Origin of the sequence: Streptomyces sp. A1136 (genome assembly GCF_004795055.1) — a bacterium.
In the GTDB taxonomy this organism is placed as follows: Bacteria; Actinomycetota; Actinomycetes; order Streptomycetales; family Streptomycetaceae; genus Streptomyces.
In genome coordinates, this window is the sequence record NZ_SSBJ01000015.1 from 42,201 (window position 1) to 64,188 (window position 21,988).

22 protein-coding genes are annotated in these 21,988 nt (G+C 71.2%); 12 read left to right on the top strand and 10 right to left on the bottom strand.

All coding sequences use genetic code 11. The features are described 5' to 3' along the window. Nucleotides 1-15: 15 nt before the first annotated feature. From E6R62_RS16410 to E6R62_RS16425, 4 genes are all read right to left on the bottom strand, one after another. Nucleotides 16-591 (bottom strand): TerD family protein, encoded by a 576-nt coding sequence (locus E6R62_RS16410; RefSeq protein WP_136214178.1) that lies wholly within the window; start codon nucleotides 589-591, stop codon nucleotides 16-18. Nucleotides 592-775: 184 nt separating this feature from the next. Continuing rightward, nucleotides 776-1,351, bottom strand: coding sequence for a TerD family protein (locus E6R62_RS16415; RefSeq protein WP_136214179.1), 576 nt, complete (start codon nucleotides 1,349-1,351; stop codon nucleotides 776-778). A 138-nt stretch (nucleotides 1,352-1,489) separates the two neighbouring features. Further along, nucleotides 1,490-1,948 carry a peroxiredoxin gene (locus E6R62_RS16420; protein ID WP_136214180.1) on the bottom strand — a complete coding sequence of 153 codons (459 nt, stop codon included), beginning with the start codon at nucleotides 1,946-1,948 and terminating at the stop codon, nucleotides 1,490-1,492. Nucleotides 1,949-2,118: 170 nt separating this feature from the next. Next, complete coding sequence (locus E6R62_RS16425; protein ID WP_030009300.1) at nucleotides 2,119-2,544, bottom strand: DUF3052 domain-containing protein; 426 nt, start codon at nucleotides 2,542-2,544, stop codon at nucleotides 2,119-2,121. A 447-nt stretch (nucleotides 2,545-2,991) separates the two neighbouring features. Here E6R62_RS16425 and aceE point away from each other — a divergent pair, with 447 nt between their 5' ends. Then, on the top strand, nucleotides 2,992-5,724 hold the full coding sequence (gene aceE / locus E6R62_RS16435; protein ID WP_136214181.1) for a pyruvate dehydrogenase (acetyl-transferring), homodimeric type: 2,733 nt from the start codon (nucleotides 2,992-2,994) through the stop codon (nucleotides 5,722-5,724). Between the two features lie 70 nt (nucleotides 5,725-5,794). Continuing rightward, nucleotides 5,795-6,685 (top strand): potassium channel family protein, encoded by an 891-nt coding sequence (locus tag E6R62_RS16440; RefSeq protein WP_136214182.1) that lies wholly within the window; start codon nucleotides 5,795-5,797, stop codon nucleotides 6,683-6,685. Here the strand turns inward: E6R62_RS16440 and E6R62_RS16445 are convergent. Both E6R62_RS16445 and E6R62_RS16450 read right to left on the bottom strand, forming a co-directional pair. Then, nucleotides 6,666-7,082, bottom strand: a complete 417-nt coding sequence (locus E6R62_RS16445) for a peptidase inhibitor family I36 protein (protein WP_136214183.1) — start codon at nucleotides 7,080-7,082, stop codon at nucleotides 6,666-6,668. The two genes, E6R62_RS16440 and E6R62_RS16445, sit on opposite strands and share 20 nt — an antisense overlap. Before the next feature lie 197 nt (nucleotides 7,083-7,279). Further along, nucleotides 7,280-8,887, bottom strand: coding sequence for an MFS transporter (locus E6R62_RS16450; RefSeq protein ID WP_136214184.1), 1,608 nt, complete (start codon nucleotides 8,885-8,887; stop codon nucleotides 7,280-7,282). Nucleotides 8,888-9,020: 133 nt separating this feature from the next. Between E6R62_RS16450 and E6R62_RS16455 the strand changes: the two genes are divergently transcribed. The 3 genes from E6R62_RS16455 (at nucleotide 9,021) to E6R62_RS16465 (ending at nucleotide 11,969) form a co-directional block, all read left to right on the top strand. Continuing rightward, nucleotides 9,021-9,674 carry a TetR/AcrR family transcriptional regulator gene (locus E6R62_RS16455; protein ID WP_136214185.1) on the top strand — a complete coding sequence of 218 codons (654 nt, stop codon included), beginning with the start codon at nucleotides 9,021-9,023 and terminating at the stop codon, nucleotides 9,672-9,674. Nucleotides 9,675-9,901: 227 nt separating this feature from the next. After that, nucleotides 9,902-11,068: an alpha/beta hydrolase gene (locus tag E6R62_RS16460; RefSeq protein WP_136214313.1), complete on the top strand. Its 1,167-nt coding sequence runs from the start codon at nucleotides 9,902-9,904 to the stop codon at nucleotides 11,066-11,068. Nucleotides 11,069-11,135: 67 nt separating this feature from the next. Further along, nucleotides 11,136-11,969 (top strand): DUF4429 domain-containing protein, encoded by an 834-nt coding sequence (locus E6R62_RS16465; protein ID WP_206308742.1) that lies wholly within the window; start codon nucleotides 11,136-11,138, stop codon nucleotides 11,967-11,969. Nucleotides 11,970-12,274: 305 nt separating this feature from the next. Here E6R62_RS16465 and E6R62_RS16470 read toward each other — a convergent pair whose 3' ends face one another. Further along, nucleotides 12,275-13,297, bottom strand: coding sequence for an aldo/keto reductase (locus E6R62_RS16470; RefSeq protein ID WP_136214186.1), 1,023 nt, complete (start codon nucleotides 13,295-13,297; stop codon nucleotides 12,275-12,277). Continuing rightward, entirely contained in the window at nucleotides 13,294-13,674 is a 381-nt protein-coding gene (locus tag E6R62_RS16475) for a MerR family transcriptional regulator (RefSeq protein ID WP_240801710.1), read from the bottom strand. Before E6R62_RS16475 ends, E6R62_RS16470 begins: the two co-directional genes overlap by 4 nt. Before the next feature lie 70 nt (nucleotides 13,675-13,744). Here E6R62_RS16475 and E6R62_RS16480 point away from each other — a divergent pair, with 70 nt between their 5' ends. Then, the gene (locus E6R62_RS16480) at nucleotides 13,745-14,563 is read left to right on the top strand and encodes a serine hydrolase (protein ID WP_136214315.1); all 819 of its coding nucleotides are present in this window, start codon (nucleotides 13,745-13,747) and stop codon (nucleotides 14,561-14,563) included. Nucleotides 14,564-14,579: 16 nt separating this feature from the next. Here the strand turns inward: E6R62_RS16480 and E6R62_RS16485 are convergent, their stop codons facing one another. Next, nucleotides 14,580-15,236, bottom strand: a complete 657-nt coding sequence (locus E6R62_RS16485) for a pirin family protein (protein ID WP_136214188.1) — start codon at nucleotides 15,234-15,236, stop codon at nucleotides 14,580-14,582. 115 nt (nucleotides 15,237-15,351) lie between these two features. Between E6R62_RS16485 and E6R62_RS16490 the strand changes: the two genes are divergently transcribed. The 5 genes from E6R62_RS16490 (at nucleotide 15,352) to fabF (ending at nucleotide 20,262) form a co-directional block, all read left to right on the top strand. Beyond that, a complete protein-coding gene (locus E6R62_RS16490; RefSeq protein WP_168714072.1) occupies nucleotides 15,352-16,581 on the top strand; it encodes a CdaR family transcriptional regulator in 1,230 nt (409 codons plus the stop codon). Nucleotides 16,582-16,670: 89 nt separating this feature from the next. Continuing rightward, nucleotides 16,671-17,588 (top strand): ACP S-malonyltransferase, encoded by a 918-nt coding sequence (locus tag E6R62_RS16495; protein ID WP_136214189.1) that lies wholly within the window; start codon nucleotides 16,671-16,673, stop codon nucleotides 17,586-17,588. Between the two features lie 19 nt (nucleotides 17,589-17,607). Beyond that, a complete protein-coding gene (locus E6R62_RS16500; RefSeq protein WP_136214190.1) occupies nucleotides 17,608-18,612 on the top strand; it encodes a ketoacyl-ACP synthase III in 1,005 nt (334 codons plus the stop codon). A 54-nt stretch (nucleotides 18,613-18,666) separates the two neighbouring features. Further along, entirely contained in the window at nucleotides 18,667-18,915 is a 249-nt protein-coding gene (locus E6R62_RS16505; RefSeq protein WP_136214191.1) for an acyl carrier protein, read from the top strand. Nucleotides 18,916-18,996: 81 nt separating this feature from the next. Next, nucleotides 18,997-20,262 carry a beta-ketoacyl-ACP synthase II gene (gene fabF, locus E6R62_RS16510; protein WP_136214192.1) on the top strand — a complete coding sequence of 422 codons (1,266 nt, stop codon included), beginning with the start codon at nucleotides 18,997-18,999 and terminating at the stop codon, nucleotides 20,260-20,262. A gap of 59 nt (nucleotides 20,263-20,321) precedes the next feature. Here the strand turns inward: fabF and E6R62_RS16515 are convergent, their stop codons facing one another. Then, the gene (locus E6R62_RS16515) at nucleotides 20,322-20,816 is read right to left on the bottom strand and encodes a DUF3145 domain-containing protein (RefSeq protein ID WP_136214193.1); all 495 of its coding nucleotides are present in this window, start codon (nucleotides 20,814-20,816) and stop codon (nucleotides 20,322-20,324) included. Between the two features lie 250 nt (nucleotides 20,817-21,066). Here E6R62_RS16515 and E6R62_RS16520 point away from each other — a divergent pair, with 250 nt between their 5' ends. Beyond that, nucleotides 21,067-21,963: an SGNH/GDSL hydrolase family protein gene (locus E6R62_RS16520; RefSeq protein ID WP_136214194.1), complete on the top strand. Its 897-nt coding sequence runs from the start codon at nucleotides 21,067-21,069 to the stop codon at nucleotides 21,961-21,963. Nucleotides 21,964-21,988: the final 25 nt, after the last annotated feature.

Consider the following 21,988-nt stretch of genomic DNA (forward strand, 5'->3'; position numbering starts at 1 on the left):
TCGTCTTGTACGGCTTTACGAAACGTTGACCCCGAAGTCTAGAGCGATGCCCCGCAGCCCCGACGCGTACCCCTGTCCCACCGCCCTGAACTTCCATTCGCCTCCGTACCGGTAGACCTCTCCGAAGATCATCGCGGTTTCGCTGGAGGCGTCCTCGGTGAGGTCGTAGCGGGCGAGCTCCTGGCCGTCGGCCTGGTTGACGACGCGGATGAACGCGTTGCTGACCTGGCCGAAGCTCTGCCGCCGGGCCTCCGCCTCGTGGATGGAGACGGGAAAGACGATCTTGTCGACCTCCACCGGGACCTTGGTGAGGTCGATGATGATCGACTCGTCGTCGCCCTCGCCCTCGCCGGTGAGGTTGTCCCCCGTGTGTTCGACGGAGCCCTCGGGGCTCTTGAGGTTGTTGTAGAAGACGAAGTACGAATCGCCGAGCACCCGGCCGTCGCGGCACAGCAGAGCGCTGGCGTCGAGGTCGAAGTCGGCGCCCGTGGTCGAGCGCGCGTCCCATCCGAGACCGACCAGGACCCGGGTGAGGTTCGGTGCGGCCTTGGACAGGGAGACGTTGCCCCCCTTGGCGAGTGTGACGCCCATGTTGTGGTCCTCCCCGGACGACGTGGTGATGGTGGTGCTGGGTGCTGCGGTGGGGCGGGTTGCGCTGCCGGCTGAACCGGGGGTTCCGGTGGGGCCGGTAAAGCCGGTCCGGCGCCGTACACACAGTGCACGGCGCCGGACAGGAAGCGGCTGTGGGTCACAGCCGGCTGGCTGAGGCCAGGACTCAGACGTTGACGCCGAAGTCCTGGGCGATGCCGCGCAGGCCGGAGGCGTACCCCTGGCCGATCGCGCGGAACTTCCACTCCGCGCCGTTGCGGTACAGCTCACCGAAGACCATGGCGGTCTCGGTCGAGGCGTCCTCGGAGAGGTCGTAACGGGCGAGCTCGCTGTTGTCGGCCTGGTTCACCACGCGGATGTAGGCGTTGCGCACCTGGCCGAAGCTCTGCTGGCGGGTCTCGGCCTCGTAGATCGAGACCGGGAAGACGATCTTGTGTACATCGGCCGGGACGCCGGACAGGTTGACCTTGATGGCCTCGTCGTCGCCCTCGCCCTCACCGGTGGTGTTGTCACCGGTGTGCTCGACCGAGCCGTCCGGGCTCTTCAGGTTGTTGAAGAACACGAAGTTCGAGTCGTTGGCGACCTTGCCCTGGTCGTTGGTCAGGATCGCGCTGGCGTCGAGGTCGAAGTCGACACCGGTGGTGGTGCGAGCGTCCCAGCCCAGACCGACGATGACCGCCGTCAGGTTAGGCGCGGCCTTGGTCAGCGAGACGTTGCCGCCCTTGCTGAGGCTGACTCCCACGGGTCCTCCATTTGGGTTCGATGTGGGGCTGCGCCCCTTCGTGCGTGTGCTGTCCGATCAACGTCTCGATCCTAGTGACGGGTTCCCGCCCGTCACCGAATTTCCCGCGGATCGGACGGCGTACGCGTCACGGGCTCGTCAGAGGCTGTCGAGTGCCTTGATGTACTCGTTCAGGTCTCGCGCGTCGGGCAGCCCGTTGACGACGGTCCAGCGCACGACGCCGTCCTTGTCGATGATGAAGGTGCCGCGGACCGCGCAGCCCTTGTCCTCGTCGAAGACGCCGTAGGCGCGGGAGGTCTCGCCGTGCGGCCAGAAGTCGGAGAGCAGCGGGTAGTCCAGGTTCTCCTGCTCGCCGAAGACCCTCAGGGTCGGCACCGAGTCGTTGGAGACGGCGAGGAGCTGGACCTCGTCGTTCTGGAAGCGGGGGAGCTGGTCGCGCAGCTCGCACAACTCGCCGGTGCAGACGCCGGTGAAGGCGAACGGGTAGAAGAGCAGCACGACGGCCTTTTCCCCCCGGAAGTCGGACAGCCGCACGGTGGCGCCGTGGTTGTCCTTGAGCTCGAAGTCCGGGGCCTTGCTGCCGACCTCGATCGCCATCTCTCGCATCCCTTCGTTCTGCATGCCTGCGTTGCGCTGTTCGGGTGCGGCCAGCCTATGGGGTATTGCCTCAGGGAGGGGAACGCGCGTGCGCCGCCGGAAAGCGTGCACCCCGCCGACCGGGGTGATTCCGGTCGGCGGGGTGCGTCCGCTCGGCTGCGGGGCGCGGTTCAGCGCTTGGCCTTGGCGGCCTTCGGCGTCACCAGCTTGGTGGAGGTCCACTCCTTGCCGACGGGCAGGCCCTTGGCAAGCGAGAGGCCGGCCGTCTCGGCGGCCTCGCTGATGTCGCTGGCCTCGACGTAGCCGTCACGGCCCGTCTTGGGGGTCAGCAGCAGGATCAGTGCGCCGTCCTCGACCAGCTCGGTCGCATCGACCAGGGCGTCCGTCAGATCGCCGTCCTCGTCGCGGAACCACAACAGCACCGCGTCGGCGACGTCGTCGTAGTCCTCGTCGGCGAGCTCGCTGACGAGCTTCTCGACGGCGTCACGGAATTCCTGATCGACGTCGTCGTCGTAGCCGATCTCCTGGACCACCTGTTCGGACTGGAAACCCAGCCGGGCGGCCAGGCTCTCCGCGTGGTCCGCGGTCGCGCTCACGGGGTGCCTCCTGCTCATGTTCGGTGAATGTCTTTCGGCGGCGCGCGTACGCGCAGCATTGGGCGTAGTCCACACGGGCGCGGCGGATCGCGCAAGTACCCGGCCGCCGAGACCGTCGAAACGGTGACGATTGCGGCCGTCTCGCCGCAACTTTGAGCCTGCCCGTACGGGCCTGTGGTGATTCATCCCACACCATTCCGGCGCATTCGGCATCGGTTGGGACTTCCCACCTGTTTGAGGGACGAACGGCTTTGCGAAAGCGTTGATCGACGTGGGCGTAGGGTGGCGGTCCGGCCGGACCCGCTCTGCCGAACTCGCGCCCGCTCCACCGACGGTGCCCGGACTTTCCAGGGGTTACCCAGTGGTAGAGGTGAAGATTTCGGCAGAGCGTAAGACCATGGGAGGCGGCGACCCAAGGCACGACTCCCCCGACAGCGAAGGAACAGCGTGGCTTCCGCATCCGATCGCAATCCGATCATTATTGGCGGCCTGCCGAGCCAGGTCCCGGACTTCGATCCGGAAGAGACGCGGGAGTGGCTCGACTCCCTGGACGCGGCTGTCGACGAACGCGGCCGTGAACGCGCCCGCTATCTCATGTTGCGCCTGATCGAGCGGGCGCGCGAGAAGCGCGTGGCCGTGCCCGAGATGCGCAGCACGGACTACGTCAACACGATCGCGACCAAGGACGAGCCCTTCTTCCCCGGCAACGAGGAGATCGAGCGCAAGGTCCTGAACGCGACCCGGTGGAACGCGGCCGTCATGGTCTCCCGCGCGCAGCGCCCGGGGATCGGCGTCGGCGGGCACATCGCGACCTTCGCCTCCTCCGCCTCCCTCTACGACGTGGGCTTCAACCACTTCTTCCGCGGGAAGGACGAGGGCGACGGCGGCGACCAGATCTTCTTCCAGGGCCACGCCTCCCCCGGTATCTACGCCCGCGCCTATCTGCTGGACCGGCTCTCCGAGCAGCAGCTCGACGCGTTCCGGCAGGAGAAGTCGAAGGCCCCGTACGGCCTGTCGAGCTACCCGCACCCGCGGCTGATGCCCGACTTCTGGGAGTTCCCGACCGTCTCGATGGGCCTCGGTCCGCTCGGTGCGATCTACCAGGCGCGGATGAACCGGTACATGGAGGCGCGCGGGATCGCGGACACCTCCAAGTCCCACGTTTGGGCGTATCTCGGTGACGGCGAGATGGACGAGCCGGAGTCCCTCGGCCAGTTGTCCATCGCCGCGCGTGAGGGTCTGGACAATCTGACGTTCGTCGTCAACTGCAACCTCCAGCGCCTCGACGGCCCGGTCCGCGGCAACGGGAAGATCATCCAGGAGCTGGAGTCGATCTTCCGCGGCGCCGGCTGGAACGTCATCAAGCTCATCTGGGACCGGTCCTGGGACCCGCTGCTGGCCCAGGACCGCGACGGCATCCTGGTCAACAAGATGAACTCGACCCCCGACGGGCAGTTCCAGACGTACGCCACCGAGTCGGGCGCGTACATCCGCGAGCACTTCTTCGGCGGCGACCAGCGACTGCGCGCGATGGTCGAGAACATGACCGACCAGCAGATCCAGCACCTCGGGCGCGGCGGCCACGACCACAAGAAGGTCTACGCGGCCTACGCGGCGGCCAAGGCCCACAAGGGCCAGCCGACGGTCATCCTGGCCCAGACGGTCAAGGGGTGGACGCTCGGCCCGAACTTCGAGGGCCGCAACGCGACGCACCAGATGAAGAAGCTGACGGTCGACGACCTCAAGCGCTTCCGCGACCGCCTGCACATCCCGATCACGGACGCGCAGCTGGAGAACGGCGCCCCGCCGTACTACCACCCGGGCCGCAACTCCCCCGAGATCCAGTACATGCACGACCAGCGCAGCGCCCACGGCGGTTACGTGCCGACCCGGGTGGTGCGCGCGAAGCCGCTGGCGCTGCCCGACGACACGGCCTACGCGACGGCCAAGAAGGGCTCGGGCCACCAGTCGATCGCGACCACGATGGCCTTCGTGCGCATCCTGAAGGACCTGATGCGGGACAAGGAGATCGGCAAGCGGTTCGTGCTGATCGCGCCCGACGAGTACCGCACCTTCGGTATGGACGCCTTCTTCCCGAGCGCCAAGATCTACAACCCGCTGGGGCAGCAGTACGAGGCGGTCGACCGTGAGCTGCTGCTCGCGTACAAGGAGTCGCCGACGGGCCAGATGCTGCACGACGGCATCTCGGAGGCCGGCTGCACGGCCTCGCTGATCGCGGCGGGTTCGGCGTACGCGACGCACGGCGAGCCGCTGATCCCGGTCTACGTCTTCTACTCGATGTTCGGTTTCCAACGCACCGGTGACCAGTTCTGGCAGATGGCCGACCAGCTCGCGCGTGGTTTCGTCCTCGGCGCGACGGCCGGGCGGACCACCCTCACGGGTGAGGGCCTCCAGCACGCCGACGGTCACTCCCAACTGCTGGCGTCGACCAACCCGGGCTGCGTGGCCTACGACCCGGCGTACGGGTACGAGATCGCGCACATCGTCCAGGACGGTCTGCGGCGCATGTACGGCCCCGACTCGGAGGACGTCTTCTACTACCTGACCGTCTACAACGAGCCGATCCAGCACCCGGCCGAGCCGGCCGACGTCGACGTCGACGGCATCCTCAAGGGCATCCACCGCGTGTCGGCGGGCACCGAGGGCAGTGTCGGGGCGCAGATCATGGCCTCCGGCGTGGCCGTGCCGTGGGCGTTGGAGGCCCAGCGGCTCCTGGCGGCGGAGTGGAACGTGAAGGCGGACGTCTGGTCGGCGACCTCCTGGAACGAGCTGCGCCGCGAGGCCGTGGAGGTGGAGGAGCACAACCTGCTCCACCCGGAGGAGGAGCAGCGCGTCCCGTACGTGACGCGCAAGCTCTCGGGCTCCGAGGGGCCGTTCGTGGCGGTCTCGGACTGGATGCGGTCGGTGCCGGACCAGATCTCGCGCTGGGTGCCGGGCCCGTACACCTCGCTGGGCGCCGACGGGTTCGGTTTCGCGGACACCCGTGGCGCGGCCCGCCGGTTCTTCCACATCGACGCGCAGTCGGTGGTCCTGGCCGTGCTGACCGAGCTCGCCAAGGCGGGTCGGATCGACCGCTCGGTGCTGAAGCAGGCGATCGACCGGTACCAGTTGCTGGACGTCGCGGCGGCCGACCCGGGTGCGGCGGGCGGGGACGCGTAGCGGTCACTCTTCCGAAGGGGCGTTGGGACAGTTGTCCCAACGCCCCTTACCCGTTCTTTACCATGCTGACATGAAGGAACCCTCCCGCCAGGCCCGGTGGGAGCGGCGGAGCCAGACCCCGCTGCTCGTGCTCGCCGTGGCGTTCGCCGTCGCGTATGCCGTGCCGATCGTGGCGCCGGACGCGAGTCCTGCGGTGCACCGGGCGTGCACGCACGCCGAGTGGGTGGTCTGGGCCGCCTTCGCCGCCGACTACGTGGTCCGGCTGACCCTGTCCCCGTCTCGGAAGGCGTTCGTACGGGGGCACTGGCTGGACCTGGCGGCGGTGCTGGTGCCGATGATCCAGCCGCTGCGGCTGCTGCGACTGGTGTCGACGCTGCTGCTGGTGGGCCGGCGGGCCCGGATGGCGCCGCAGATCCGGCTCACCACGTACGTGGCGGGCGCGGTGGTGGGGCTGCTGATGTTCGGCTCGCTGGCGGTGCTGAGCGTGGAGCGGGACGCGCCCGGCGGGAACATCAAGAGCCTGGGGGACGCCCTGTGGTGGTCGGTGACCACCATGACGACGGTCGGGTACGGGGACCACTCCCCCACCACCGGGCTGGGGCGGCTGCTGGCGGTCGGGCTGATGCTGTCGGGGATCGCGCTGCTGGGTGTGGTCACCGCCAACATCGCCGCCTGGTTCATCTCCCGGTTCGAGCGCGACGACCAGGTGGAGCGGGCGCAGACCGCCGCGATCGCCGAACTGGCGCGGGAGGTACGGGCGCTGCGCGCCGAGGTCGCCCGGCTCGGCGGCGCGGCGGGGCCGGGACCGCGGCCGGACGGCGCCCCGGCACGGGAGGACCGCGCCGGGGCCCCGGTCGGGGCGGGGGACGAGGCGGTGGACGCGGCGGCGGTCGAGCCGGCGGACGAACCGGTGGACGACCGCTCCTTGTCCGCCGCGCCGGTCAGCGCTCCCAGACCTTGAACGCGCGGACCTGGTACGGCGACTGCGGGAGCCAGACCCCGTCACCGGGATAGGTCTGGAACTCGCCCGTCTCCTGGCACTCCGCCGACTGGTAGGTGGTCACCGGGCGTCCCGTCCGGTTGGTGAGCGCCTGGGCGGTGGCCTTGGCGGGCAGCGCGGTGCAACTGTTGATGTCGAGGGTGCTGAGCTCGTAGGTCTGCCGGGCGCCCTTGAAGTCCGGCTTCGCCCACAGGCAGAGCTGCCCGGTGGCGCAGGCGCCGAGCGTCGGTGGTCCGGCGGCGTGCGCGGGGCCCGCTGCTCCGGGGACGAGGGCCGCCGCGGCCAGGGCGACGGCGGCGAGGAAGGTGCTGGGGCGCGCGGACAACGTGCCGGGGCGCGCGGGGTAACTCGTACGCATGACGGGTCAACTCCTTGTTGACGGACGGGCCCCGGACCGTTTCCGGGGCTCCGATGACCCCACGCTGACCTGCGGTGACGTGCGTACGGAAGGGGCTGCGGCCGGCTCCACCCTGATAGGCGACAGCCCCGCCGGAACCGTCCGGCGGGGCTGTCGCGCGTATGGGATTGACGCCGCGCGGCCGGCGACCGGCCCGCTCAGACGTGGGCCGCGCCCGCCCCCGCGTCGGCGTTCTCCCCCCGTTTGGTGAAGCCGGCCACGATGGCGGCGAGCACCGCGACCACGCCCGCGACGCAGAAGGCGGTGCTCATGCCCGAGACGAAGGTGTCGTGCGCGACGGTGGTGATCGTCCGCGCGACCTGCTGGGGGACGCCCGGCGGGACGGGCGCGATGCCGACCTGCACGCCCCTCTCGGCGAGGTCGAGCTGCTCGGGGGTGAGCGGCGGCAACCCCGCGGCCCGCCAGTTGTCCCCGAACGAGTCACGGACGGTGCCCGCCATGACGGCGCCGAGCACCGCGGTGCCCAGGCTGCCGCCGACCTGCATGGCGGCCTGCTGGAGCCCGCCGGCCACCCCGGACAGCTCCAGCGGTGCGTTGCCGACGATGACCTCGGTGGCGCCGACCATGACGGGAGCCAGACCGAGGCCGAGGAGGGCGAACCAGAGCGACATGACGGGGGTGCCGGTGCCCGGGGGCAGCCGAGCCATCCCGAAGCAGGCCACGGCGGTGGCGACCATGCCCGCGACCAGCGGTATCCGCGGACCGATCCGGGTGATCGCGGCGCCCGCGAGGGGGGAGCCGACGATCATCATCCCGGTGAGCGGCAGCAGGTGCAGGCCGCTGTCGACGGGCCTCATGCCGTGGACGTTCTGGAGGTAGAACGTGACGAAGAACAGGCCGCCCATGAACGCGAAGGCCATCAGGACCATCAGCACGACGCCGGCGGAAAGCGGCAGCGACCGGAACATCCCCAGCGGGACGAGCGGTTCGGCGACCTTGCCCTCCCAGAGGGCGAAGAGCCCGAAGCAGACCAGCGAGGCACCGAGGAACACCAGGGTCTTGGTGTCGCCCCAGCCCCACTCGGCGGCCTTGATCAGGGCCCAGACCAGCGAGAACATCGCGCCGGACAGCAACAGGACGCCCAGCAGGTCGAAGGAGCGCGGGGCGTTCTCGGCCCGGTGGTCGAGCAGGATGAACAGCCCGAATACGAGGGCGACGATCCCGACGGGCACGTTGATGAAGAAGACGGACTGCCAACTGACGTGCTCCACCAGCAGGCCGCCGACGATGGGCCCGGCGGCGGTCGAGGCGCCGATGACCATGCCCCAGATGCCGATGGCCATGTTCAGCTTCTCGGCGGGGAAGGTGGCACGCAGCAGACCGAGCGCGGCGGGCATCAGCAGTGCGCCGAAGAGTCCCTGGGCCACACGGAAGCCGATGACTGGTTCGACGCCACCGGACAGGCCGATGACGGCCGAGGAGAGCCCGAAGCCGGCGACGCCCACGAGGAATGTCTGCCGGTGGCCGAAGCGGTCACCGAGCTTGCCCGCGGTGACGAGGGAGACGGCGAGGGCCAGGAGGTAGCCGTTGGTGATCCACTGCACCTCGGCGAGGCTGGCGCCCAGGTCCTTTTGGATGGCGGGGTTGGCGACCGCGACGATCGTGCCGTCCAGGGCCACCATCATGACGCCGACCGCGACGGCGAAGAGGGTGAGCCACGGATGGCCGCGCAGTCCTGAACCCGACGGCGCCGGACCGGATTTCTCCAGGTTCACCCGACCGTCGGCGGTGATCTGACCAGTCATGCGAACACGCTAGTGACAGCGACTGACACTTCACAGACGGCTTAACAGGACAGTCGCTGTCAGGTGCGTCACAGGTACCCTCACTCAGCGTCGAACGGACCGACGGCAGCACACCGGAAGGGGACAGGCGGTGATGACCGAGCAACGGCCCGCGCCGAGCGTCCCGGCGGCCGGACTGCGCGAACGCAAGAAGCGGCGCACCAGGGACGCGCTGCTGCGCGCGGCGCTCCTCCTCTTCCTCTCGCAGGGGTACGACAAGACGACGGTCGACGAGATCACCGACGCCGTCGATGTCTCCCAGCGCACCTTCTTCCGCTACTTCGCCAACAAGGAAGAGGTCGCCTTCGCCGTCCAGGACCTGGTCGAATCGCACTTCGTGGCGGCGCTGCGGGCGCGGCCGGCCGCCGAGGGGCCGCTCACGGCCATGCGGAACGCGGTGCTCGTCGCCTGGGACACCGTCGACGAGGCGATCTCCGACGTGGTGCCGGTCGACCTCTACATGCGCGGCTACCAGCTCATCGAGTCGACCCCGGCGCTGCTCGCCGTACACCTGCGGCGCTCCACCGAGCTGGAGGAGCGCATCGCCCGGCTCGTCGCCGCCCGCGAGGGTCTGGACGTGGACGCGGACCCGCGGCCGAGGGTGGCGGTGGCCGCCTTCTCCGGCGTCATGCGGGTGACGGGGCGGTTGTGGGGCCAGGGGCACGACACCAGCGTGGCGGCGATCCGGCGGATGACGGAGGCCTACCTCGACCAGATCGGCCCGGCGCTGGCCTCCGACTGGCGTTGAGCCCGGCCCGCGCGGTGCCGCCCGACGGGACCGGTCCGTGACCGCGGGTGGCGGTGGGCGTGGCGCGATCCGTAGCCGACCGTGAGCGCTCGGCTGCCTGTGACGCGATCGGCGGTGAGACCCGTCACCCGGAGTGCCAGGGACTCCAGGGGTCTCCTAGGCTGGTTCCAGTGAAACTGCCCGGCTCCGTCCACCACACCGCCGGCGCCACAGCGCCTCTCGCCGCAATGCGCACCCTGCTCGCGCTCGCGGTCGTCCTCGTCATGCTGATGATCACCGGCTGGACCTCGGTGCACCGGCCCGAGGCGGGCGTCTCCCCACGGGCGGCCGCCCTCTCCGCCTGGGCGCTGGCCCGCATCGACGGGCGGTCCCTTCCCTCCGCCGACGCCCCCGCCGCCGCCGTCTCGCGCTTCTTCTCCGGGCTCGACGGCGCCCAGCGGGCCCGGCTCGCGGACGGCTACCCCCTCGTCGTCGGAAACCTCGACGGGGTGCCCGCCACCACCCGCTACCGGGCCAACCTGCACTCTCTGGACCAGGCCCGGCGCGTGGAGGAGGCCCGCAGCAAGGACGTGGCCCTGACCCCGGCCGACCGCGCCACCGCGCTCCGGCGCGCCCACCGCCTCGAATCGCTCGCCGAACCGGGGCGGCAGATCCTGCTGTTCGATCCCACCGGCGACGGACTCGTCGCGGAGGTCTTCGGCGACCTCGACCAGGCCCGCCGGGTGTCGGTGATCGTGCCAGGCGTGGACACCGACCTGCTGACCTTCGAGCGCACGCAGCGCCGCCTCACCGCGCCCTCGGGCATGGCCCGCTCCCTCTACGAGGCCGAGCAGGCGGCAACGCCGGACGGTCGGACGGCCGTGATCGCCTGGGCCGGGTACACCGCGCCCACCGGGGTCGGGATGGACGCCGCCACCGGGAAGCTCGCGGTGGAGGGCTCCGTACGGCTCCGGGCGCTGACCGCCGCCCTGCCCGGGCAGTCCAGCGTGGCGTTGATCTGCCACAGCTACGGGTCGGTGGTGTGCGGGGTCGCCGCCCATGAACTGCCCTCGCGGGTGACCGACGTGGTGGTGGCCGGCAGCCCCGGGATGCGCGTGTCGAACGCCGCCGAGCTGCACACGGCGGCCCGGGTGTGGGCGATGCGGGACTCCGGTGACTGGATCGCGGACGTACCGCACCTGGAACTGGGCGGCCTGGGGCACGGGGCGGACCCCGTGTCGCCGGACTTCGGGGCGCGGCTGCTGTCCTCGGCGGGGGCCCGCAGCCACACCGGCTATTTCGAGCCAGGGACCGCGTCGCTGGACAACTTCGCGAAGATCGGAACCGGCGCGTTCGCTTCCGTTGTGTGCGTGACCGGGGGCGACACGTGCCGGCAGGGATTCTCCGGGGACTGACGGGTCCCCGGGCCCCGCAGAACCGTCTCTGCGGTGAGGGGGACGAGCGGGGGCACGTCCCTTTACCATGAGGCGCATTGGGGACGTACTGGCCGGAAACCATGCTGTCTGGGAGTTCGACTCCGACTCGATGATCATCCGTTTCGCGCGGGGGCTGCGGACGCCACGGCTCTGGCACGCCCTCAGGGAGCGCCGGATTCCGCTGGACGCGCTCTGCGGGCTCAGCCTGACCGGGGGCAAACGGGACACCGTGGTGTTGCGCGCCGTGCCCCGGCCCGGCGCCGATCCGCTGATGGAGGCCGCCGCCGGGCAGCTCAAGGAGAGCTGCGACCCGTACCGGCTGGTGCTGTCCGGCGAGTCCGCCCCGCGGGCGGAGGCGCTGGCGGACGCCGTACGGGATCGGCTCGGTCCCGCGACGGCGGCGGAGCGCTTCCTGGTCGCCGCGCCCGAGGCGGGCGCGCACCTGAAGGCGTACGACGCGCGTGTCGGGTTCGACGGGACGGCCGTCACCTTCCACTGGTCGCGCACCGGAGCCAGCAGCACGAAGTGGAAGGCGGGCGACCAGCGGTACCCGCTGACGGAGGTGGCGGGGGTGGTGTGGCGCTCCCCGGAGGGGCCGGAGGGTCACCTGCGGCTGCTGCCGCGGGACGGCGCCGCCGGTGAGGCCCGACCGGACCACGACCTGGCGGCGGCCGTGTTCGGCGTGGGCTACGGGGCGGTGCACGAGTCGCTGCCGTTCGCCGCGGCCGTGTTGGCGGCGGTGCGGGAGCGGCGTACGCCGGTGTCGGCGGCCGTGCCGAAGACCTCCGGCGGGGACCGGCTCCACCACCTGGGGGAACTGCTCAGCGCGGGGCTGCTCACGGACGCCGAGTACTCGGCGCTGCGGGACCGGCTGGCGTAGCCGGGGCCGGCGGGTGCGGCGCCGTGGCGCGAGCGACCCCGCCTGCGCCGGGCTCCGTGGGCTCCGCCCCACACCCCGTGCCTCAAACGCCGGCGAGGCCGAAAGTGCCGCGCCGCCGCCCGAGACTCGACCTGCGCGGCGACGCTCACGAGGCGACATGCGCCGCGCCGCCTGCGTCGGCGAGCCGAATGTGCCGCGCCGGCGCCCGCGAGGCGGGAGTCGTCCGCGCCGCCTGCGTGTGAGGCAGGACGCGCAGGCGACCGCCGGGGGGGCGGGGTGAGCCGGAGCCGCCCGCGCGGGGGGTGTCAGGCTTCGCGGGCCGCCGAGGTGGAGGACATGTCCGGGTAGCGGTCGCCGGCGACCTGGGCGGCGATCGGCTCCAGCAGCGCCAGCTCCGCCTCCGTCAGGGTGATCCGCGTCGCCGCCGTGTTCTCCGCGAGCCGCCCGGGCTTGCGGGTCCCGGGGATCGGCACCACCGTCAGCCCGTGCACCGCCGACCGCTGCTGCACCCACGCCAGGGCGATCTGCGCCGGCGTCGCCCCGTGCGCGGCGGCGATCTCCCGCACCGGAGCCAGCAGCGCCGCGTTCGCCTTCGCGTTGTCGCCCGTGAACCGCGGCTGGAAGGCGCGGAAGTCGCCCTCGGACAGGTCCGCCGCCGCGTCCGCGAACGCGCCCGTCAGGAACCCGCGTCCCAGCGGGGAGTACGGCACGAACGCCACCCCCAGCTCCGCCGCCGCGCCGACCGCGCTGCGCTCCACGTCCCGGCTGAACAGCGACCACTCCGACTGGAGCGCGGCGATCGGGTGCACGGCGTAGGCCTCGCGCAGCTCGGCCCCGGTGACCTCGCTCAGGCCCAGGTGGCGCACCTTGCCCTCCCGCACGAGATCGGCCATCGCGCCCACCGACTCGGCCAACGGCACGGCCGGGTCCCGCCGGTGCATGTAGTACAGGTCGATCACATCGGTGCCGAGCCGCCGCAGGCTGGCCTCGACCGCCTGGCGGATGTAGGCCGGGTCGTTGCGGATGCCCCGGTACTGCGGGTCGTCGGTGCGCTCGATGGCGAACTTGGTCGCCAGGGTGATCTCGTCCCGGTGCGCCGCGACGAAGGGGGCGAGGAACTCCTCGTTCGCCCCGCGCCCGTACACGTCCGCCGTGTCGAAGAGGGTGACCCCGGCGGCCAGCGCCGCGTCCAGGGTCTGCCGGGCGGCCGTCTCGTCCGTGTCCCCGTAGAACTCGCTCATGCCCATGCAGCCGAGGCCCTGCACACCGACCAGGGGGCCGCCCTTGCCGAGTTCTACCTGCTCGATCTTCATGGTGCTCTCCGTCATTGCCGTACAGCCTTCCCCGCGTAGAGATCGATCTTGTAGTCCAGTACGGCGAGCGCGTCCTTCATCTCCGAGAGCCGCGCCCGCACCTCCCGGCGCGTCCGTTCCAGCAGTTCCCGTCGCTGGTCGATGGTGTGCTCCCCCTCGCGGACCAGCTCCGCGTACCGCACCATGTCCGCCACCGACATCCCGGTGGTGCGCAGCTTGCCGACGAACGCCAGCCAGTCGAGGTCCTTGTCGGTGAACCGGCGCTGCCCCGAGTGGGAGCGGTCCACGTGCGGCATCAGGCCGATCCGCTCGTACCAGCGCAAGGTGTGCTGGGTCAGACCGGTCCGTGCCTCGACTTCGCTGATCGTGTACCGCGTCTGCGTCAGGCTCATGGCGACCACGCTAAAACCTTGGAGTGCACTCCAAGCAAGTAGGCTCGGCCGCATGGAGAGCCCGGAGACCTTGCAGACCCTGAGGACCATCGAGAGCTGGCCGGTGCCGACGGCCGCGGCGGCCGTGGTGCGCGCCGACGGGAGCGTCGCCGGCGCCCACGGGCCCGTGGACCACCGCTTCGCCCTGGCCTCGGTCACCAAGCCGCTCACCGCGTACGCCGCGCTCGTCGCGTACGAGGAGGGCGCGGTCGAACTGGACGAGCCCGCCGGGCCCCAGGGTTCCACGGTCCGTCACCTCCTCGCCCACACCAGCGGGCTCGCGTTCGACGAGCACCGTGTGATGGGGCCGCCCGGACAGCGCCGGCTGTACTCCAACGCGGGTTTCGAGGTGCTCGGCGACCACATCGCCAAGGCCACCGGCATCCCCTTCGCCGAGTACCTGCACCAGGCCGTGTTCGAGCCGCTGGGCATGGCGTCGAGCGCGCTGGAGGGCTCCCCCGCCAAGGACGGCGTCTCGACCGTCCGCGACCTGGTGCGTTTCGCCGCCGAACTGCAGGCGCCCCGCCTGCTGGACGTCCGCACGGTCGCCGAGGCCACCTCCGTCGTGCACCCGGGCCTCAAGGGCGTCCTGCCGGGCTACGGGCACCAGTCCCCCAACGACTGGGGACTCGGCCTGGAGATCCGCGACGGCAAGTCCCCGCACTGGACGGGCACCACCTCCTCGCCGCGCACCTTCGGGCACTTCGGCCAGTCCGGCACCTTCCTGTGGGTGGACCCGGACGCGCGCGCGGCCTGCGTGGCGCTCACCGACCGCGCCTTCGGCCCGTGGGCCGTGGAGGCCTGGACCCCGTTCACCGACGCCGTCCTCGGCGAGCTCCGCGGGCGCTAGGTCCCGTCCCCGGCGCTCAGGGGAGTTCGAAGATCAGCAGTTCACCCGGGGAGCCGGCGACGACGGCCAGGCCCGGCTCGTCGGTGATCCGCGCCGAGTCCCCGGGGCCCAGCTCCTCGCCGTCCAGGCGGAGGTCGCCGCGCACCACGTGCAGGTAGACCCGGGGCGCCGCCGGGACGGCGATCCGCTCGCCGGCGCCGGGTCGGCGCACGTGCAGGACGGCCCCGGCGGCGGGGATCTCGTAGGGCTGCCCGTCGGCGAGGCCTCGGACGAGGCGGTAGGAGGGCTCGCCGCCCGCCGTGAGCGGGGCGAGCCAGGTCTGGACGAAGCGCAGCGGCGTGGGGCCGTCGTTGCGTTCGATGTGCCGGGCGCCCGATCCGGCGGCGAAGTGCTGGACGTCGCCGGGGCGGACCGGGCCGGTGTGGCCGGTGGTGTCGTCCTTGTGCGTGAGTTCCCCCTCGGCCACCCAGGTGACGATCTCGGTCTGGCTGTGCGGGTGCTCGTCGAACCCGGCGCCCGGCCGCAGGAGCTCCTCGTTGCAGGCCAGGACGGGCCCGAAGCGGATGTTGTCCGGGTCGTAGAAGGACCCGAAGGAGAAGGCGTGCCGGGTGGTGATCCCGGCGGCCGGGTTCCCGCCCTCGTACCGGTCCGCGGCTCGGCGTACATCAATCATGGTGGCCACCGTAGACCCCCGGGGGCACGTGGTTCCGGGACGGCTGCGGCGCCCCCCGGTCGGGTGGCCCCGGACCCGGCTCCGCGCCGGGGCGCCGATAAGGCAGTCTTGTCCCGTGCCCCAACCCGAACGTGAGCTTTCCCCCGAGACCGGCCCGGCGCGTCCCGCGCACTCCGCGCATCCCGCGCACCCGCATCCCGCGACGCTGCGCCGGCTGGAGAAGTCCGCCGGTCGGCTCTCCGCCAACGCGATCGCGCGCATGGACGAGACCCTGCCGTGGTACCGGGCGATGCCGCCGGAGAACCGGTCGTGGATCGGTCTGGTCGCCCAGGCAGGCATCGCCGCGTTCACGGAGTGGTTCCGGCACCCGGAGACCCCGCAGGCGATCTCCACGGACGTGTTCGGGACGGCTCCGCGGGAGCTGACCCGGGCGATCACCCTGCGCCAGACGGTGGAGATGGTCCGTACGACGATCGAGGTCATGGAGACCGCGATCGACGAGGTGGCGGCCCCGGGCGACGAGTCGGTGCTGCGCGAGGCGCTGTTGGTGTACGCGCGGGAGATCGCCTTCGCCACCGCCCAGGTGTACGCGCAGGCGGCCGAGGCGCGCGGGGCGTGGGACGCCCGCCTGGAGTCCCTGGTGGTCAACGCGGTGTTGTCGGGCGAGGCGGACGAGGGCGCGTTGTCGCGGGCGGCCGCGCTCGGCTGGAATTCGCCGGAGCACGTGTGCGTCGTCCTGGGCACGGCCCCGGACGGCGACAGCGAGCTGACGGTCGAGGCGATCCGGCGTGCGGCCCGTCACCACAAGCTCCAGGTGCTCACCGGCGTGCTGGGCGACCGCCTCGTGGTCGTCGCGGGCGGCAGCGACAACCCGTTGCAGGTGGCGAAGTCGCTGATCGGACCGTTCGCGGCCGGTCCGGTGGTGGCCGGCCCGGTGGTTCCCGACCTGCTGAACGCTACGAAGTCCGCGCAGGCCGCCGCGGCGGGGCTGAAGGCGTGCACCGCGTGGCAGGACGCCCCGCGCCCGGTGCTCGCGGACGATCTCCTTCCCGAGCGCGCCATCGCGGCTGATCCCTCGGCGAGGGATCAGCTGGTGGAGGAGATCTACAGACCGCTGGAGGAGGCGGGCTCGGCGCTGCTGGAGACGTTGAGCGTCTACCTGGAGCAGGCGAGCAGCCTGGAGGGGGCGGCGCGGATGCTGTTCGTCCACCCCAACACGGTGCGCTACCGGCTCCGACGTGTGACCGACGTCACCGGCTGGTCACCCTCCGATGTCCGTTCGGCGTTCACGCTCCGGATCGCCCTGATCCTGGGGCGTCTGGCCGACGGCGATCTTCAGTCCTAGACTTTTGTCGGACATCAACAATTACCCCGACGGTTCTTCGTCCCTGTCCCCACGGGCGGCGCGGGCCGGATACAAGAGAGAGTGTGAGGGTGTTCGTACTCGTCGCTCCAGGCCAAGGCGCTCAGACGCCCGGCTTCCTGACTCCCTGGCTCGAACTCCCCGGCGCCGCCGAGCGCGTCTCGGGGTGGTCCGACGCCCTCGGGCTCGACCTCGCCCACTACGGCACCAAGGCCGACGCCGACGAGATCCGTGACACGGCCGTGGCCCAGCCGCTGCTGGTCGCCGCCGGTCTGCTGTCCGCTTCGGCGCTGGGTTCCCCGGCCGCCTTCGGAGCGGTCGCGGGTCACAGCGTCGGTGAGATCACCGCCGCCGCGTACGCCGGTGTCCTGAGCGAGGCCGACGCGCTGTCGCTCGTACGGACCCGGGGCCTGGCCATGGCCGAGGCCGCGGCCGTCGCCCCGACGGGCATGGCAGCGGTGCTCGGCGGTGACCGCGACGTGGTCGTGGCGCACCTGGAGAAGCTGGGGCTCACCCCGGCCAACATCAACGGCGCGGGCCAGATCGTGGCGGCCGGCACCCTGGAGCAGATCGCCGCTCTGGAGGCCGACAAGCCCGAAGGCTCCATCAAGGTCGTCGCCCTCAAGGTCGCGGGCGCCTTCCACACGGCCCACATGGCACCGGCGGTCGCCACCATGGAGAAGGCCGCGCAGGCCCTCACCCCGGCGGACCCGGCGCTTACGTACGTGTCGAACAAGGACGGCGCGGTCGTCACCTCGGGCGCCGATGTCGTCGCCCGCCTGGTCGGCCAGGTCGCCCATCCGGTCCGTTGGGACCTGTGCATGGAGACGTTCGCCGAGCTGGGCGTCACCGGGATCATCGAGCTGTGCCCGGGCGGGACCCTGACGGGCCTGGCCAAGCGCGCGCTCAAGGGCGTTCCGAACGTGGCCCTCAAGACCCCGGACGATCTCCAGAAGGCCGCGGCGCTGCTCGCCGAGCACGCGGCCTGAGAGAAGGAGCCCCCTCAGCATGTCGAAGATCAAGCCTGCCAAGGGCTCCCCCTACGCCCGCATCCTCGGTGTCGGCGGTTACCGCCCGACCCGTGTGGTGCCCAACGAGGTCATCCTGGAGACGATCGACTCGTCCGACGAGTGGATCCGCTCGCGCTCCGGCATCGCGACCCGGCACTGGGCCTCGCCCCAGGAGACCGTCGCCGCGATGTCGGTGGAGGCGTCGGGCAAGGCGCTGGCCGATGCCGGCGTGTCGCCCGAGCAGATCGGCGCGGTGATCGTCTCCACGGTCTCGCACTTCAAGCAGACGCCGGCCGTCGCGACGGAGATCGCGCACCGGGTCGGCGCGATCAAGCCGGCCGCGTTCGACATCTCCGCGGGCTGCGCCGGGTTCGGCTACGGCCTGACGCTGGCCAAGGGCATGGTGGTCGAGGGGTCGGCGCAATACGTCCTCGTCATCGGTGTCGAGCGGCTGTCGGACCTGACCGACCTGGAGGACCGCGCGACGGCCTTCCTGTTCGGTGACGGCGCCGGCGCGGTGGTCGTCGGTCCGTCGGACGAGCCGGCCATCGGCCCCACGGTGTGGGGTTCGGAGGGCGACAAGTCCGAGACGATCAAGCAGACCGTGCCGTGGGACGAGTACCTCGGCAAGGGCGGCGGCGAGAAGTTCCCGGCCATCACCCAGGAGGGCCAGGCGGTCTTCCGCTGGGCCGTCTTCGAGATGGCCAAGGTGGCCCAGCAGGCGCTCGACGCGGCCGGGATCACCGCCGCTGACCTGGACGTCTTCATTCCGCACCAGGCCAATATGCGGATCATCGACTCGATGGTGAAGACTCTCAAGCTGCCGGAGCACGTCACGGTCGCCCGTGACGTGGAAACCACCGGCAACACGTCGGCCGCCTCGATTCCGCTCGCTATGGAGCGGCTCCTGGCGACCGGAGCGGCGAAGAGCGGCGACACCGCGCTCGTCATCGGCTTCGGGGCGGGGCTCGTCTACGCCGCGACGGTCGTTACCCTCCCCTAGGGCCGGGATCGTTTTCCCTCCCTGATCATCAATTAGCTAGAGAAGGAGCGCCTCATGGCCGCCACCCAGGAAGAAATCGTCGCGGGTCTCGCGGAGATCGTCAACGAGATCGCCGGCATCCCGACCGAGGACGTCCAGGTCGACAAGTCCTTCACCGACGACCTGGATGTCGACTCCCTGTCCATGGTCGAGGTCGTCGTCGCCGCCGAAGAGCGCTTCGACGTCAAGATCCCGGACGAGGACGTCAAGAACCTCAAGACGGTCGGCGACGCCGCTGAGTACATCCTGAAGCACCAGGCCTAAGAGCCTGCCGGGCGTTTGTCGCCACCCCGCGGTGGCGCCGTGACAATTCAGCACCCCCTGAGACGTGGAGAAAGAATTCCTGTGAGCCCGACCAATCGCACCGTGGTCGTCACCGGTATCGGCGCAACCACTCCGCTGGGTGGCGACAGCGCTTCGACCTGGGAAGGTCTGCTTGCCGGCCGTTCCGGCGTCAAGCCCCTGGAGGGCGAACGTTTCGCCGAACTCCCGGTCCGCATCGCCGCCCAGGCCGCCGTGGACCCCGGTGAGGTCCTGCCCAAGCCGCTGGCCCGCAAGCTCGACCGTTCGGCGCAGTTCGCCCTGATCGCGGCCCGTGAGGCCTGGGCCGACGCGGGCTACACCGCCCCGGCCGGCGAGGACGAGTCGATCGTCCCCGAGCGACTGGGCACCGTGATCGCCTCCGGCATCGGCGGCGTCACCACCCTGCTCGACCAGTACGACGTCCTGAAGGAAAAGGGTGTGCGCCGGGTCTCCCCGCACACCGTCCCCATGCTCATGCCGAACGGCCCGTCGGCCAACGTCGGCCTGGAGGTCAACGCCCGCGCCGGTGTGCACACGCCGGTCAGCGCGTGCGCGTCGGGCGCCGAGGCCATCGGCTACGCCGTCGAGATGATCCGTACCGGCCGCGCCGACGTGGTCGTCGCCGGTGGCACCGAGGCGGCCATCCACCCGCTGCCGATCGCCGCCTTCGCCAACATGATGGCGATGTCCAAGAACAACGAGAGCCCCACCGAGGCCTCCCGCCCCTACGACAAGGCCCGTGACGGCTTCGTCCTGGGCGAGGGCGCGGGCGTCGTGGTCCTGGAGTCCGCCGAGCACGCCGCCGCGCGCGGCGCCCGGGTCTACTGCGAGGTGCTGGGCCAGGGCCTGTCCGCGGACAGCCACCACATCGCGCAGCCGGAGCCCACGGGCCGCGGTGTCGCGGCCGCGGTGCGCAACCTGCTGGACAACACCGGCCTCGACCCGGCCGAGCTGGTGCACCTGAACGCGCACGCCACTTCCACCCCGCAGGGTGACACGGCCGAGCTGAAGGCGCTGCGCCAGGTCCTGGGCGACGACCTCGACCACATCGCGATCTCGGCGACGAAGTCGATGACCGGTCACCTGCTGGGTGGCGCGGGCGGCATCGAGACCGTCGCGACGGTACTGGCCCTGTACCACCGCATCGCCCCGCCGACGATCAACGTCGACGAGCTGGACGACGACATCGACGCGGACATCGTGCGCGGCGAGCCGCGCAAGCTGCCAGTGGAAGGCCCGATCTCGGCGATCAACAACTCGTTCGGTTTCGGCGGCCACAACGTGACGCTGGCGTTCCGTACGGTCTGACGCCCCGGACAACGCGTGAAGCCCACCCGGTCACCGGGTGGGCTTTTCGCGTGACGGGCTCAGACCACCTGGTGGAGCCAGCGCACGGGGGCGCCCTCGCCCGCGTGGCGGAAGGGCTCCAGCTCGTCGTCCCAGGGCTTGCCGAGCAGCGTGGAGATCTCCGCCTCCAGATCGCTCTCGCCGCTCGCGGACCGGGCGAGGGCCGCGCGCAGCCGGTCCTCGGGGATCATGATGTCGCCGTGCAGACCGGTGACGGCGTGGAAGATGCCGAGCTCCGGGGTGGAGCTGTAGCGCTCGCCCTCGGCGGTCGGGCAGGGCTCGGCCGTCACCTCGAAGCGCAGCAGGTGCCAGCCGCGCAGCGCGGACGCGAGCTTCGAGGCGGTGCCCGCCTCGGCCTGCCAGGAGAACTCGGATCTCCAGGTTCCGGGGGAGGCGGGCTGCCTGATCCAGTCGAGGTTCACCCGCACCCCCAGCACCCCCGCAACAGCCCATTCCACGTGCGGGCAGAGCGCGCGCGGTGCGGAATGCACGTACAGGACTCCACGTGTCGTCACCGGGACCTCCAGTGTGGGACGAGGTCGGGAATAAACTCCAGAAAACGGACAGTATGTGACGAGATGTAATGTAACGGAAATGATCTGACATTGCGTCGCGGGACCTGCGGCCGAAACGCCACGGGAAAAAGCTACCGTGCGCCAGGGGTCCCGGTGTGACGTACGGTCGCTCAGAACCCCGTGAACACAGAGCATTCACTCAGCAGGACGCCCCCGCAGGACGGGGGGCGACGAGGGAGGGACCACCCCGATGGGCACCACCGCTCCGCGCCGCCGCACCCGCGGGACCCTCGCGGCGGTGGTCGCGACGGCCGCCCTGCTTGCAGGGGCGGTGACGGCCTGCGATTCCGGCGACCCGGGGACCGGTGGCGGCCGGGGATCGCAGGCACGGCCCCGCTGGAACACCGCCCCGAGGTCGATCGCCGCGGTGGGTGACTCCATCACCCGCGGGTTCGACGCCTGTTCGGTGCTGGCGGACTGCCCCGAGGTCTCGTGGGCCACCGGCGCGGACCCCGAGGTCGACTCGCTCGCCACCCGGCTGCTCGGCCGGGCCGACGCGCCCGCGCACAGCTGGAACTACGCGGTGACCGGCTCCCGGATGGCGGACCTGGCGGCCCAACTGTCCTCGGCGGCCTCGCACAAGCCCGACCTGGTCACGGTGATGGTCGGCTCGAACGACGCCTGCCGGCCCACCACTTCCTCGATGACCTCGGTGGCCGCCTTCAGGGCCGGCTTCGAGAAGGCCCTCGCCGACCTCAGGGCCACCTCTCCCACGACCCAGGTGTACGTGTCCTCCGTGCCGGACCTCCAGCGATTGTGGGAGCAGGGCAAGGACGCCCCGATGGTGCGGCAGGTCTGGAAGCTCGGCATCTGCCAGTCGATGCTGGCCGAGCCGCTGTCGTCCACCCAGGAGGCGACGGCCCGGCGCGAACGGGTCCGGGCGCGCGTGGTCGAGTACAACGAGGTGCTGCGCACCGTCTGCTCGAAGGACCCCCTGTGCCGCTACGACGGCGGCGCCGTGTTCCAGTACCCGTTCGGAACCGCCCAGTTGAGCCGCTGGGACTGGTTCCACCCGGGCAAGGCGGGCCAGGCCCGACTCGCGGAACTGGCGCACCGACAGGTGACGGCGCCCGCGCCGCCGCGCTGAACCACCGGACCGGCGGAGGCGACCG

Coding starts and splice junctions, on each gene's coding strand:
- E6R62_RS16410 (WP_136214178.1), bottom strand. CDS start 591: ATGGGCGTCACACTCGCCAAGGGGGGCAACGTCTCCCTGTCCAAGGCC.
- E6R62_RS16420 (WP_136214180.1), bottom strand. CDS start 1,948: ATGGCGATCGAGGTCGGCAGCAAGGCCCCGGACTTCGAGCTCAAGGAC.
- E6R62_RS16440 (WP_136214182.1), top strand. CDS start 5,795: ATGAAGGAACCCTCCCGCCAGGCCCGGTGGGAGCGGCGGAGCCAGACC.
- E6R62_RS16445 (WP_136214183.1), bottom strand. CDS start 7,082: ATGCGTACGAGTTACCCCGCGCGCCCCGGCACGTTGTCCGCGCGCCCC.
- E6R62_RS16450 (WP_136214184.1), bottom strand. CDS start 8,887: ATGACTGGTCAGATCACCGCCGACGGTCGGGTGAACCTGGAGAAATCC.
- E6R62_RS16455 (WP_136214185.1), top strand. CDS start 9,021: ATGACCGAGCAACGGCCCGCGCCGAGCGTCCCGGCGGCCGGACTGCGC.
- E6R62_RS16460 (WP_136214313.1), top strand. CDS start 9,902: ATGCGCACCCTGCTCGCGCTCGCGGTCGTCCTCGTCATGCTGATGATC.
- E6R62_RS16465 (WP_206308742.1), top strand. CDS start 11,136: ATGAGGCGCATTGGGGACGTACTGGCCGGAAACCATGCTGTCTGGGAG.
- E6R62_RS16470 (WP_136214186.1), bottom strand. CDS start 13,297: ATGACGGAGAGCACCATGAAGATCGAGCAGGTAGAACTCGGCAAGGGC.
- E6R62_RS16475 (WP_240801710.1), bottom strand. CDS start 13,674: ATGAGCCTGACGCAGACGCGGTACACGATCAGCGAAGTCGAGGCACGG.
- E6R62_RS16485 (WP_136214188.1), bottom strand. CDS start 15,236: ATGATTGATGTACGCCGAGCCGCGGACCGGTACGAGGGCGGGAACCCG.
- E6R62_RS16500 (WP_136214190.1), top strand. CDS start 17,608: ATGTCGAAGATCAAGCCTGCCAAGGGCTCCCCCTACGCCCGCATCCTC.
- E6R62_RS16505 (WP_136214191.1), top strand. CDS start 18,667: ATGGCCGCCACCCAGGAAGAAATCGTCGCGGGTCTCGCGGAGATCGTC.
- E6R62_RS16520 (WP_136214194.1), top strand. CDS start 21,067: ATGGGCACCACCGCTCCGCGCCGCCGCACCCGCGGGACCCTCGCGGCG.